Source organism: Halomonas maura (assembly GCF_030409305.1).
Classification (GTDB): domain Bacteria; phylum Pseudomonadota; class Gammaproteobacteria; order Pseudomonadales; family Halomonadaceae; genus Halomonas; species Halomonas maura.
The window spans coordinates 1-12,250 of the sequence record NZ_JAUFPQ010000015.1; the positions used below are offsets into that span (position 1 = coordinate 1).

11 protein-coding genes are annotated in these 12,250 nt (G+C 69.1%); 5 read left to right on the forward strand and 6 right to left on the reverse strand.

Features of this window, described 5'->3' with window-relative positions:
- Nucleotides 1–75 precede the first annotated feature (75 nt).
- From QWY76_RS08980 to QWY76_RS08990, 3 genes are all read right to left on the reverse strand, one after another.
- Nucleotides 76–672: a TRAP transporter small permease subunit gene (locus QWY76_RS08980; RefSeq protein WP_290310815.1), complete on the reverse strand. Its 597-nt coding sequence runs from the start codon at nt 670–672 to the stop codon at nt 76–78.
- Between the two features lie 88 nt (nt 673–760).
- Nucleotides 761–1,780, reverse strand: coding sequence for a TRAP transporter substrate-binding protein (locus QWY76_RS08985; RefSeq protein WP_290310816.1), 1,020 nt, complete (start codon nt 1,778–1,780; stop codon nt 761–763).
- On the reverse strand, nt 1,777–2,562 hold the full coding sequence (locus tag QWY76_RS08990) for a FadR/GntR family transcriptional regulator (protein ID WP_290310817.1): 786 nt from the start codon (nt 2,560–2,562) through the stop codon (nt 1,777–1,779). The genes QWY76_RS08985 and QWY76_RS08990 overlap by 4 nt, the downstream gene beginning before the upstream one ends.
- Before the next feature lie 283 nt (nt 2,563–2,845).
- Here QWY76_RS08990 and QWY76_RS08995 point away from each other — a divergent pair, with 283 nt between their 5' ends.
- Nucleotides 2,846–6,094, forward strand: coding sequence for an ATP-binding protein (locus QWY76_RS08995; protein WP_290310818.1), 3,249 nt, complete (start codon nt 2,846–2,848; stop codon nt 6,092–6,094).
- A gap of 10 nt (nt 6,095–6,104) precedes the next feature.
- Here the strand turns inward: QWY76_RS08995 and QWY76_RS09000 are convergent, their stop codons facing one another.
- A complete protein-coding gene (locus QWY76_RS09000) occupies nt 6,105–7,760 on the reverse strand; it encodes an FAD-dependent oxidoreductase (protein ID WP_290310819.1) in 1,656 nt (551 codons plus the stop codon).
- A 330-nt stretch (nt 7,761–8,090) separates the two neighbouring features.
- On the opposite strand from QWY76_RS09000, the gene QWY76_RS09005 reads away from it, so the two are divergent.
- The 3 genes from QWY76_RS09005 to QWY76_RS09015 all read left to right on the forward strand — a co-directional run bounded on the left by QWY76_RS09005 (nt 8,091) and on the right by QWY76_RS09015 (nt 9,830).
- The gene (locus QWY76_RS09005; RefSeq protein ID WP_290310820.1) at nt 8,091–8,756 is read left to right on the forward strand and encodes a hypothetical protein; all 666 of its coding nucleotides are present in this window, start codon (nt 8,091–8,093) and stop codon (nt 8,754–8,756) included.
- Nucleotides 8,757–8,816: 60 nt separating this feature from the next.
- Nucleotides 8,817–9,059 carry a hypothetical protein gene (locus QWY76_RS09010; protein WP_290310821.1) on the forward strand — a complete coding sequence of 81 codons (243 nt, stop codon included), beginning with the start codon at nt 8,817–8,819 and terminating at the stop codon, nt 9,057–9,059.
- A gap of 66 nt (nt 9,060–9,125) precedes the next feature.
- Nucleotides 9,126–9,830, forward strand: a complete 705-nt coding sequence (locus tag QWY76_RS09015) for a hypothetical protein (RefSeq protein WP_290310822.1) — start codon at nt 9,126–9,128, stop codon at nt 9,828–9,830.
- Here QWY76_RS09015 and QWY76_RS09020 read toward each other — a convergent pair whose 3' ends face one another.
- On the reverse strand, nt 9,831–10,445 hold the full coding sequence (locus QWY76_RS09020) for a ubiquinone biosynthesis protein COQ9 (protein ID WP_290310823.1): 615 nt from the start codon (nt 10,443–10,445) through the stop codon (nt 9,831–9,833). It abuts the gene before it with no gap.
- Nucleotides 10,446–10,633: 188 nt separating this feature from the next.
- Between QWY76_RS09020 and QWY76_RS09025 the strand changes: the two genes are divergently transcribed.
- Nucleotides 10,634–11,536: a complex I NDUFA9 subunit family protein gene (locus tag QWY76_RS09025; protein WP_290310824.1), complete on the forward strand. Its 903-nt coding sequence runs from the start codon at nt 10,634–10,636 to the stop codon at nt 11,534–11,536.
- A gap of 3 nt (nt 11,537–11,539) precedes the next feature.
- Here QWY76_RS09025 and QWY76_RS09030 read toward each other — a convergent pair whose 3' ends face one another.
- A complete protein-coding gene (locus QWY76_RS09030; RefSeq protein WP_290310825.1) occupies nt 11,540–11,881 on the reverse strand; it encodes a zinc ribbon domain-containing protein YjdM in 342 nt (113 codons plus the stop codon).
- Between the last annotated feature and the right edge of the window lie 369 nt (nt 11,882–12,250).

Here is a 12,250-nt window from a genome sequence, read left to right on the forward strand (position 1 = left end):
AGGCCAGCGGCAGGCCGGTGACCAGCAGCGCGAAGATCAGCCCCACCAGCAGCAGGGTTCCGGTTGCGATATCCATCAGGCGGTGCCCTCCATGTCATCGGGCTCGGGGGCCGGCTCGCCGCGCAGCGACTGCACCAGGTGCAGCAGCGCCTGCACGCACATGATCGCCAGGGCCAGCAGGATCATGCCCTTCACCAGCGCCGGGATGGGCGGGTTCCAGGCGGTGCCGGAGCGCTCCAGCTGCCACTCGCCCAGCGGGTTGTGGGAGGCGTCCCAGAACATCACCGTGGCCGCGTAGGTCATGCCCAGGCAGAACAGGAAGGTCACCAGGTCATTGAAGCGGTCCAGCCACAGCTTGGCCTTGGGCCCGACGCTGTCGTAGAGCACCCGCACCCGGATATGCCGGTTGCAGGCCAGGGCCGCGGGGCCGCCCAGGGCGAAGCTCACCCCTACCAGCATGACCACGCTTTCATGCACCCAGGAGGTCGGCGAGCCGAAGGCGTAGCGCATGATGACCTCGAGGACACTGATGACCATGGCGACGAACACCAGCCAGGCCGCCAGGCGGCCACAGGCCATGACGCCGCGATCGAAGGCATTGCGCACCGGGTCGGCGGGGGCAACCTCGTCAGCGGCCGAGCCGCCCTCCGGGCGACGAGACTCTCGAGTCATGAGACTTCCTCAACGAAAGGGGGTGGGCCATCCGCGCGGATGGCCCGGGGCGTGACAGCCGGCCGGCGGCATCCGCCGGCCGGACGGCTTACAGCAGGTTGTGGTTTTCCAGGTAGGCCACCACCGACTCGTAGAACTCGGCGGTGATCTCGTTCTTCTCGGCCCAGGTCGCCCACTCTTCCTTGGCGATATTGCGGAACTTGGTGCGCTCCTCCGCCGGCAGGTCGATGATCTCGATGTCCGGGTTCTGGCGCGCCTCACGCACGGCCTCCAGGTCACGGGTCTTGAGCTCGGCGACCATCTCGTAGGCCAGGTCGTCCACGGAGGTCTCGAGAATCGCCTGGAGGTCCGCCGGCAGGCCGTCCCAGATCTCCTTGTTCAGGGAGACCGAGACCATCGGCAGGGAGTGGAAGCCGGGATACAGCGGATAGGGCGCGAACTCGTGCAGGCCCTGGGACTGGTTGGTGGCGAACACCGTGTAGTCGGCGGCGTCGATCACGCCCTTCTCCAGGCCGGTGTAGACCTCGGAGCCCGGCAGGTTGACCGGGGTGGCGCCGGCCGCCTCGAAGATGTTGTAGACCATGCCTTCCGGGGCACGCAGCTTGAGGCCCTGCATGTCCTCGACCGAGCGAATCGGCTTGGTGGACGGCAGCGACTCCAGGCCGGTGGCGGCGGCGCCGATCAGGTGCAGGCCATAGGGCTCGACCAGCTTGTTGTAGAGCGTCTCGCCCCCGGCGTTGTTCATGTAGTCGAGGAAGTCGTAGGGGTCGCTCCAGGCGCCGACCAGGTTGCCGATCATGCCGAAGGCCGGATCGCGTCCGGTGAAGTAGCTGGGATCGGTCATGTGGCCCTGCAGGATGCCGGACTCGACGGCCTGCAGGGTCTGGTTGGCCTGGACCACGGCGCCCACCGGCAGGATCTCGATGGCGATGCGGCCATCGGACATCTGCTCGACGTTGTCCGCCCAGGCCTTCTTCATCTCGAACTGTGGCTCCCCGGCGGTCTCGGAGGTCTGGAAGGTCCACTCGTACTCGGCGGCCTGGGCATTGAAGGCCATGGCGCCGAGCACGGCGACGGTCAGGGTCTTGAGAGGCGTGTTGAACATCATGAGGCTTCCTTATCGCTTGTTGTTGGGTCATCGAGGGTGGAAAGGGAGGGCATCAGGCCTTCCAGGCCCAGATCCCGGCCGGTGCGTTCCAGCACCGTGAGGGCCGCCGCGGCGGCCTGCTCCGGCTGACGCAGGCGGATCGCCTCCATCACCCGGCGATGGCGTTCCATGCTGTCGTTAAGCTCGTCGGCGCTGTGGTTGGAGCGTTCCACCAGCAGCGCGATGGCGGGCTTGAGCACATGGCTGATCTGCGCCCAGACCAGGTTGTGCGACGCCGCGAAGATGGCCTCGTGGAAGGCCACGTCATGCTCGTCGTGGGACAGGCCCTGCCAGCGCAGGTCGTCCTGCTCCAGGGCCCGGATCATGCCGTCGTAGGCGGACTCGATGGCCAGCAGGTCCGCCGCGGTGGCGTGCTCGGCGGCCAGGCGGGCGACGAAGGGCTCCACGGCGACCCGGAAGGCGAAGATCTCCCGCTGGATGCGCGGGTTGGGCTGGGCGAAGCGCGCCATCCAGCCACTGACCCGCGGATCGAGCAGGTGCCACTCCTGCAGGGGGCGCACCCGGGTGCCCTGCCCCGAGATCCGGGTCAGCAGCCCCGCCGCCACCAGGGTCTGCAGGGCGCTGCGCACCGTGCTGCGGCTGACGCCGAAGCGCTCGCAGAGATCCAGCTCCTTGGGCACGAACGCCCCCGGCGCGTATTCCCCGCTGAAGATGGCCTCGGCCAGGAAGTCGGCGATATCGGGTCGCGTCGTGCGACGGGAGCTGTCGGGTGCTTGGGACATGGGGTGCCTTATCGCGGATCGCGGTCCTTGTCGGACTCTATGTTGTCTATGTCGGACATAGGGTCGAACAAATTCGGACTTAATGCCTTTAGACTTTGGTCACCCTCTCGCGCCTTTCACGAGCCGGCCATGGCCCGCGCCTCCCCCGGCGGCGCGGCGAAGTGTGGCCCGGCGAGGGACAGGACGACCGTCATGACCCAGCGGCTGGGCTATGATCTTCCTGACAGCATGAGAAATCTCATGACACTCGGTGCGGGTCTCAGCAGGGAAAAGGAGGGGGCTCGTGGCAGGGACAACGCGGCAGGACGGCCGCCTGGTGCTGGATGGCCAATGCCTCAAGCGGCTGCGCAAGCGCCTGGGCTTGAGCCAGGAGGCCCTTGCCCAGCGCTGCTTCGAGCAGCGGCTGTGCGTGTCCATCGCCTCGATCAAGCGTGCCGAGAGCGGCAAGCCGGTGCTTTACCGCACCGCCCGACACCTCGCCACCGTCCACGGCACCGAGGTCGAACGCCTCGCCGCCCGTACGGTGGCTGTTCCTGCGACGCCCTCGACGGCGACGCCCTCCAGCGACGTGGCGGCGTTGCCGGACGACGACGAGAGCCGTACGGTCATCCGCCTGAGCGTCTGGGCAGAGGCGTTTCCCGACGGGGTCGTGACGACGATCGCCCACCTCATCGACCAGTTCGGAGGCACGCGAGAGCCCAGGGATGGCAGGGACCTGGAGGCCAGCTTCGGGTTGCCGCGCGCCTATCGCAGTGACGCCCTGCGCTGCCTGCAGTGCGCCATTGCCATCGCCCAGCGGGTCGCCGAAGCCGGCATCACGGGAGCGGGGCTGTGCTGCGACACCCGGCAATGGCCGGCGTCCCGGGCATCCGCCACCGAGGGCGATCCCCGGCTCCCCGCGGCCGACGCCGAGCTGCCGCCGATCTGGGTCGAACGCGGGCTGGCGGTGCCGCTTGGCGAGCGCTTCGCCTTCAGCGAGGCGGCCTCGCGAGACTGGTGGCGCTTTCTCCACCCCCGGGACGATCGGCAGGGCGCTCACTTCGACCTGATCGGCCGCCACCTCGAGGTCAGCCAGCTCAAGGCGGTACTCGAGACCACCCGGGACTACCAGATAGGGCACGTGCTGTATGTCCGTGGCGTGGCGGGCATCGGCAAGACCCGGCTGGTCGACGAATTCACCGACATGGCCCAGCAGCGGGACGCCGACCTGCACGGAGCCGCCGTGCTCGACTTCGGCAGCCGCAGCGACGCGGGCCCCCTCGCCCAACTGCTGCGCTCGCTGCTCGCCCTGCCCGATGCCCCCGAGGCCGCGGAACGCCAGCTCCAGGAACGGCTTGGCCGGCTGCGGCTGGCCGGTGACCACGCCATGCTCTTCCGCCCCCTGCTGGGGCTATCGCAGCCCATGGCGGACGAGCGCCTGTTCGCGGCCATGACCCACGACACGCGACTGTCGCGGCAGGGCGAGGCGTTACGCGAGCTGATCCGCCGCCGGTCCATCGAGCGGCTCCAGGTGCTGGTGATCGAGGACCTGCACTGGGCCGACGATGCGCTCTTCACGCTGCTCGCCACCTTGCTGCAGGAGGTCCGCGACGCCCCGGTGATCTGGATGCTGACGTCACGCCTCGAGCAGGATCCCCTGGACACCCGACTACGGCCCCGCCTGGCCGACCTGCCCCTGACCCTGATCGACCTCGCCCCCTTGCGCCAGCCCGAGACCGAGGCGCTGGCCGCGCGCTTCGGCAACGCCGATCCCGCCTTCGTCGCGCAGTGCGTGACGCGAGCCCAGGGCAACCCGCTGTTCCTGACCCAGCTGCTGCTGTTCCGCCAGGGGGGCGACCTGCCCGCCAGCCTCAAGCACCTGGTGCAGACCAAGCTCGACCAGCTGGCCACGGTGGACCGCCAGGCGCTGCGTGCGGCCGCCACCATCGGCCAGCGGTTCGGCCTCGAGGAGCTGCAGGCGCTGCTCCCGTCGCGGGACTATCGTCCCGGCCTGCCGCAGCGCCACTACCTGGTCCGCGAACTGCCCGACGGCAGCTACCGGTTCGTGCACGACCTGATCATGCAGGGCATCTACGAGGCCACCCCCCGGGAGCAGCGCGACCGCATGCACCTGCGCCTGGCCCGGCACTACGCCGACCGCGATCCCACCCTGCGGGCTCGTCACCTGCACAAGGCCCGGGCCCTGGCGGCCCCCGGGGCCTTCCTCGAGGCCATCGAGGCACAGCTGCGCCAGCACCTGCATGCCCCGGCGCTGGAACTGGTGCAACAATGCCAGGCCATCGACTACGCGCCACGCGACGACTATCGCCTGGCGATGCTGCAGGCCCGGATCAGCGGCGCCATGGGGCTCAGCCAGGAAGCCCATACCCATTTCCTGCGTGCCCAGGAACTGGCCGACAACGACACCGCCTGGCTCGACGCCGGCATCGGGCTGGCGCGGACCCTCAACCTGCTCGACGAACTGGATGCCGAGGAGCGCCTGCTCGACCGGGTACTGGCGGTGGCCGAGCCCCTCGAGGCCCACGCCGCCCTCGCCGACATCCATTACCTCAGGGGCAACATCCACTTTCCGCGTGGCGACTTCGCCGGTGGCCGGGCCTGCCACGAGCGCGCACTGGACGAGGCACGGACCTGCGGCCTGGCGACGACCGAGATCCAGGCCCTCAGCGGCCTGGGAGACGCCCATTACGCCCAGGGGCACATGCTCAGCGCGCACCGGGTATTCGAGCGTTGCGTGCGCCTGTGCCGCGAGCATGGTCACGCCGACCTGGAAGCCTCCAACCTGTTCATGCTCGGCACGGTACGCATCTACACCAACGCGACCCAGGCCGCCCTGGAGGACAGCCTGGCGGCCACCGAGCTGGGCGAGCGGGTCGGCAATCGCCGCGCCGAGATCGTCGCCCGCCTGACGGCGAGCTGGATCCTGCTGTCACAGGGCCAGCCGCAGCCGGCATTGGCGCATGTCGAGACCGGCCTGGCCCTGGCCAGGGGCATGGGCGCCGGGCGCTTCGAGGCCTTCCTGCTCGAGAGCGAGGCGCGGCTCAGGTTCGTCGGCGGGGAGCCGGAGCTGGCGCGCAACCTGATTCGCACCGCCTGGCGGATGGTCGAACGTCATCGCCTGGAGCAGTTCATCGGCCCCTGGGTGCTGGGCACCCTGGCGCTGCTCGAGGCAGACGACGAGGCCCGACGCGACGCCCTCGACAAGGGGATGGCGCTGCTCGAACGGGGCTGTGTCGGGCACAACGCCTACCGCTTCCTGGTCGCCGCGGCCGAGACCTGCCTGCTGCATGGCGAGGCCGCGGCCGCTCGACGCTACGGCGGACGACTGCGCGCCTTCGTCGCCGACGAGCCCTGCGCCTGGGCAGGGCACCATATCGAACTGATCGAGCGCCATGCCGCCTGGCTGGACGACGGCTCGGAAGCCGCCCATCGCCGCCTGCTCGAGCACTGGCGGCGGGGCGTCGACCAGGGACTGGCCCTGGTGATGCCGCGCCTGGCGCTGCGCGACTACCCGGGCGCAAGCCCCGTCTGATCGCGACCTGTCATTCGCTCCCCAGCAGCCAGCCGACCAGTCGCTCGGACTGCTCCAGGCACTGCTCCTGCAGGCCGGCGCCACGCGTCCAGCCCCCCGCAAACAGCAGTGGGCAGGCCCCCTTCCCCTCCCGCCAGGCCATCGCCGTCTCGGCGTTGTAGGCGTCGATGTCTCGCTGGGCCTGGAGACAGGCGGCGTCGAGCACATTGTGCTTGAAGTAGGTCCAGGCCTTGCGCTGCAGCGCCTCGTCGGGCGTCGGCAACTCGTGCCTGTAGCCCGAATCGTGCAGGCCCTCCGCCATCTGCGTGCGGGTCGCGTCGGGCAGCCGTCCCCGCATCGCCTCGGGGACGCGCCCGGGGTCCAGCACCTTGTCGAGCATCTCCTGGCGCGGGATGCGGTTGAGGTCGTCGACCAGCGATACGAAGTACTGAGGCAGCCCGGCCTCGTCGTAGTCCGGATTGGCGGGATCGTTCTGGTGCAGGTTGGTCAGGTAGTCGATGCGGTAGGGAAAGCGCGTGTCGCCGGGATCCCGGATCTCGATGTTGTAGGTGCGCCAGACGTTCTTGTTGGGTGGCAGGCGGCCGGAGGCGGTATGGCAGACGGCATAGCTGCGCGTGTAGCGCACCGCCCCGAGGATGGCATCCAGCCGCTCGCGGATCGGCGCCAGCCGGTCGCTGAGCGACACCAGGCGATGCGCATCGTCGGCGTGGGTGGCGACGATGGCCAGGTCGAAGGCCGCCGACCAGCCATGCTCGTCATGCACCACCGCCCGCTCGGGCTCGAGGCGTACGCCGACCTCGGCATGGCGGCGGATGGTGACTCGCGGCCCCGACCGCTCCGGCGCCACCAGGTAGGCCGCCAGCGCATCGAGCCAGCCTTGGGCCCCATAGTCGAAATAGCGCCGCCGGGGCTCCCCGCCCCCTTCCTGTACCCGGTAGTACTCGAAGGGTGAGGCCAGCGGCATCTCGCCCGGGCCCCGGTCGTCGGTGAAATACATCGCCGCGATACGCGGGTAGTAGATCAGCGTGCGGACCGAGGCCAGCCGGCGCGGCAGCTCGGGATCCTGCCAGTCGATGTCGACGTCCAGCTCATGGGCCGCCGTCTCGAGCATCTCGCGCGGCCGCGCTTCGCAGTCGTCGAAATAGGCGGCGACGGTATAGGCGGGCGTGATGCTGTCGAGCAGATCCAGGGCCGCACGATGCACGACGCGGATCAGGGGCGCCAGGCGGCCGTGGTCGGCGGCATCCAGCGCGAAGGCCGGATCGGAGACCCCGCGGTGCAGGTAGGTGTCGTCGGTCAGCGAGAGGCGTCCATCGCGGGTGAAATAGCTCTCGGTGTCCTGCAGCGGCTTCAGGTGGTCGAGGTAGTCGATCTCGCCCATGATCGCCTCGAGTCGCCTGTAGGTCGCCAGATTGACATCGTTGACCCCCAGGTCCGCCCAGCGCAGGTAGCGCCGGTCTTCTCCCGACGCGTGGCGCCGGACTCCCAGGTCGACGACCACGGTCTCGGCGTTGCCCCCCAGGGACGCCTTGCGCTCGAACAGCGTGATATCGAGTGCCGTTCCCGGCCCGGAGGCCTGCACGACCCGGCGCTGCAGGTAATAGGCCAGCGACAGCCCCGAGACGCCGCCGCCGATGATGGCGAGCTTCACGATCGCATTACTCATGTTCATTCTCCCTGTGATTGAGACGTCATACACAAGGATGAGCGTTTGTCATCACTACCCGCCCCGCAAGGCATGACCGGCAACTGATCCCGAACTGATCCTGATTCCACCGAGCATCCCTGCATCCCGTCGCCGAATCGCGCTGCGCGCCCTCGGCGGGGGCCTGGACGGCGTGGTGCAGACCGATCTGATACCGAAGGCACGGGCACAGCTGATCCCCGCATGATGCGGAAGGAAGCTGTGGCTAATGCTGAAGTATGAAGGCCGGGCAGCAAATCCGGCGGCAGACCTCAACCGCTCCCAGGGGCGACCGATCAGGAGACAGCCATCATGGCCACGCAATACCAAGTCAGCATTTCCATGGACAGCGACACCATCGAGAAGCTCAAGAACGGCGGCTTCGCCCTCTACGGCTTCAAGGCGGTCAAGACCGCGAACCAGGGCGGGGCCCCGCTGGTGTGGTTCCAGTCCACGTCCTTTCTCGACAACACCGTGATCACCTGGGACGAGCAGTACCAGGCCTACATCTCGACCGACGAGATCATCGCCAACGGCAAGATCCATGCAAGCTCCAGCGCCGACATCGACCTGGAGCAGACCATGATGGTCAGCCAGCAGGGCACCGTCGAGGTGATGCAGGAGGGGACGCCGAGCGCCATCTCGATCAGCAACCTGGGCACCAGCCAGTGGACCTGCGGCATCTCCCAGCAGACCGGTGGCAGCACCAAGCCGATGTGTGCCTTCCCGCTGTACGGCAAGAACCTCGACGTGATCGCGCCGATCGAGAAGGTGCTGCTGATGTTCGCCAGCAACACCGTCAACACCGGCACGGTGATCTACAAGGCCTACAGCTCCGGGGTACTGCTCGACCTGACCTCGGACCAGTCGCGCTCGGTGTCCTACGACATCAACCAGGGCTGGGACTGGGGCGGCAAGTCCTGGGGGCAGTCCGTGGAGGCCCAGGAATCCCTGGTCCCGCTGCTGATCACCTCATAGGCCATCCACCCCGGGTCGGCACCGTCGACCGACCCATCACAGAACAGAGGAGGACACACGATGCCGGAAGTCCGCATCGCCCCGGGGGCGCAGCACGTCTTCCCCGAGGGCCAGCTGGCCGAGAGCCTGGAACTCGAGAATCGCCACAACGTCGGCGGGCCGGTGCGCTACCAGATCGCCGCTCGCTCCCAGGTGAGTATCGACATGACGCCCGACCAGGAGTACCGGGTCCAGGGCATCAACGGCCAGCAACTGACCGTCAGCAACGGCCTGCCCAACAGCCTCTACTGCCGCTGGGACTGAACCAGGCAGACGCCTCGCCACCACGGGCGCCCTCCGGGGCGCCCGTCTCATCGCCGGGAGCCGCCCATGTCGGAGACCTGCCTGGAAATTCAGCTGTCGAACGCGACCCTCGACTCCCTCAGGACCGGGGGCTATGCGCTGTTCGTCCTGTTGCCGGTCGTGAGTTCCAACCAAAGCGGCGTGCCCCTGGTGTGGCTGTGCCGCGAGAATTACCTGGCCACTATCCGGGTGGTGATTCCCGAGACCAACCTCGGCTATATCGCCACCGCGTCCATTGCCGCCGACCGGACCATCGCCATCGGCAGCCAGACACCGGTCGCCTGCCACCAGCGGGTCGACGTCGGTGCCTCGGGAACGCTCTCGACCACCACCGGCGAATTGCCGGGCATCTACTTCGACAGCGCCTCGGGGGCGCCGCGCTATACTTGCGGGCTGGCCAGGCGGGGCGACGGGGAGCCGGCCCCCTACTGCGCCTTCGACCTCTATCCCGATCTCACCGTCTCGCTCGCCCCCTCCCCGGCCATCCTCGCCTTCTTCGCCACCTCCCGTTACCGCCCGGGCACCTATCTCGAGGCGTCACTCGGCGCGGGCCTCTACCTGCCCACCCCGCCAGGAACCACCACCCGAGTCGGCTACGACACCGGCGACGGCTGGCAGGCCGACGCCGGGGCCAAGGCGAGCCAGGTGCCGAGCGGCACGCCCCTGGCGGAACGGCTGATCGAGCGCCCTCCCCCCGACGTCCCGCTGTCCCGGTCCCTGCCCGGCCGCTAGCTAGTCGAGCCAGGGCATCAGCGCCTTGCCACACGCCAGCCGGCGATGCAGGTACTGACGGGTGGCGTACTGGCCGGGCGTGTCATCCCGAGCCCAGTGGCGCAGGGTGGCGAGGAACAGCGCGCTCAGGGCGAGTTCCTCGAACCGCGCGCGGCGACTGCCGTAGGGCGCCGCCAGGTGGGCGGCCTGGCGCCACCACTGGATGGTGCGCGACAGGTCGAAGACCATCGGCAGCCAGGTGTGGGGATGCGGCGGATGGGCCTTGGTGCACAGCATCTGGATGGTGACCCGACGGTGCTCGGCCAGGGCATCGAGCCAGGCCAGCAGGCAGTGCTCGAGACGCTCGCGGGGCGGCCAATCGTCGAAGCCGCCGGGCGTGTCGGCGAGCATGGCCCGCCAGCCCCGCAGGAACCAGGCATTGGCCACCTCGTCCAGGTCGCGGTAGTGATCGAGGACGCGGGCGGCGGGAATTCCCAGACGGGCGGCGACCTCGCTCAAGGTGACGGCCGGCCAGCCCACCGCCTCGGCGATCTGCAGCGCCGTGCTCAGCAGGCGGTCGGCCAGCTGGCGGTCCGGGTCATCGTCCCGCCGGGCATGCACGGGTGTCATGGTCATGGCCCTCCCTCCCCTGGCGCATTCGGACGTGCCTGATTACTACCATAGGCGCTTATCGTCGCGAGCATGGGGCGGCGCGGCTGGCCCGGCGTGCCGGTGGGCAGGCCCTCCGGCAAGGGGTATCCTCGGGGGCGTTTGCCGGGTGTCGACACCCGACACGCCCATGTCCAGTCCGGCGGGAGATCTTCATGGCCGACAAACCGATCACGGTGTTCGGTGGCACCGGCTTCCTCGGCGCCACCCTGGTGCGCGAGCTGGTGGAGTTCGGCCGGCCGGTGCGCCTGGTCGCCCGGCGACCGGAGAGGCCGGACGGGGTCGAGCCCGGCGATCCCCTCGAGACCGTCGCCGCCGATATCCGCGACGACGACGCGGTGGCCGCGGCAGTGGCGGGCGCCGGCGCGGTGGTCAATGCGGTCAGCCTGTATGTCGAGACCCGTCGGCTGCGCTTCGAGACCATCCATGTGGAGGGGGCCGGACGCCTGGCACGGCTGGCCCGGGAGGCCGGCGTGACCCGGCTGGTGCAGCTCTCGGGCATCGGCGCCGACGACCGCTCGCCCTCGGCCTATGTGCGGGCCCGGGCACGGGGCGAGGCCGCGGTGCTCGACGCCATGCCCAAGGCCATCATCCTGCGGCCCAGCGTGATGTACGGGCGCGAGGACGCCTTCCTCGCCACCCTGGCCCGGCTCACGCGGCTGCCGGCGATTCCCCTGTTCGGCAGCGGCGAGACGCGCCTGCAACCGGTACACGTGGTGGATGTGGCGCGGGCCATCGTCCACTTGACCGGTGCCGAGGCGCCGCGGCGGCGGCTGTTCGAGCTGGGCGGGGCCGATGTGCTGCGCTACCGCGAGATCCTGGCGCTGGTGATGAGCCACCTGCATCGGGAGCGCCCCCTGGTCCCGATGCCCTTCCTCGCCTGGCGGGCGCTGGCGCTGCTCGCCTCGCCACTGCCGAGCCCGCCGCTGACCCGCGACCAGGTCCTGCTGATGCAGCGCGACAACCTGGTCGGCGACGGCGTGGGCACCTTCGCCGACCTGGGCCTCGCCGCCCGTTCACTGCGCGAGGCCCTGCCGGCCTGCCTGCCGACGGACTGAGCCTCAGGCCTTCTTGACGAATGCCGACTTCAGCTTCATGGCGCCGATGCCGTCGATCCTGCAGTCGATATCATGGTCACCGTCGACCAGCCGGATGTTCTTGACCTTGGTGCCGACCTTGACCACCGAGGAAGCGCCCTTGACCTTGAGGTCCTTGATGACGGTGACGGTGTCGCCATCGGCCAGGACGTTGCCGTTGGCGTCGCGGATCGTCGCCTCGTCCTCTCCCGGCGCCGGGGCGGCATCCCGGGACCACTCGTGGCCGCATTCCGGGCACACGAACTGGAGGCCGTCATCGTAGGTGAAGCCGGAGGCACAGGCGGGGCACTGGGGCATCTCGCTCATCGGTCGGGTCCTGAGGGGTCGGGGAAGCCGGCAAGCCTACACCCTGGGAGGCGACGGCACCACCGCCGGCGTTCCCGTCGGCGGAGGGCTGCTTGGGCGGGAACCCCTGCCCTCGGCGCCGAGGCCGCCATCCGGCCTGCCGCGATTCGGCGACACTCCCCTGCCAGCCCAATCAAGTGCTTGGCGCCAGGCGAGCATTTGTGTCTCCAAAAGGAGGCGCACTGCCGAGATCCTGTGCCGCCGCCCCGCGACACCCGGCGCCTGTTAGGCAAAATAAGTCATTGTGATCCAAGAAATTAATTCTTGGATGGCACGGAAATGGCCTAATACTGGATAAGCGAGCCGCCCGGCTCGTGGCAGCACGAACCG

Excerpts from the sequence above, each read along its gene's own strand:
- QWY76_RS08980 (WP_290310815.1), bottom strand. The coding sequence starts at position 672 with ATGACTCGAGAGTCTCGTCGCCCGGAGGGCGGCTCGGCCGCTGACGAG.
- QWY76_RS08985 (WP_290310816.1), bottom strand. The coding sequence starts at position 1,780 with ATGATGTTCAACACGCCTCTCAAGACCCTGACCGTCGCCGTGCTCGGC.
- QWY76_RS08990 (WP_290310817.1), bottom strand. The coding sequence starts at position 2,562 with ATGTCCCAAGCACCCGACAGCTCCCGTCGCACGACGCGACCCGATATC.
- QWY76_RS09000 (WP_290310819.1), bottom strand. The coding sequence starts at position 7,760 with ATGAGTAATGCGATCGTGAAGCTCGCCATCATCGGCGGCGGCGTCTCG.
- QWY76_RS09005 (WP_290310820.1), top strand. The coding sequence starts at position 8,091 with ATGGCCACGCAATACCAAGTCAGCATTTCCATGGACAGCGACACCATC.
- QWY76_RS09010 (WP_290310821.1), top strand. The coding sequence starts at position 8,817 with ATGCCGGAAGTCCGCATCGCCCCGGGGGCGCAGCACGTCTTCCCCGAG.
- QWY76_RS09015 (WP_290310822.1), top strand. The coding sequence starts at position 9,126 with ATGTCGGAGACCTGCCTGGAAATTCAGCTGTCGAACGCGACCCTCGAC.
- QWY76_RS09020 (WP_290310823.1), bottom strand. The coding sequence starts at position 10,445 with ATGACCATGACACCCGTGCATGCCCGGCGGGACGATGACCCGGACCGC.
- QWY76_RS09025 (WP_290310824.1), top strand. The coding sequence starts at position 10,634 with ATGGCCGACAAACCGATCACGGTGTTCGGTGGCACCGGCTTCCTCGGC.
- QWY76_RS09030 (WP_290310825.1), bottom strand. The coding sequence starts at position 11,881 with ATGAGCGAGATGCCCCAGTGCCCCGCCTGTGCCTCCGGCTTCACCTAC.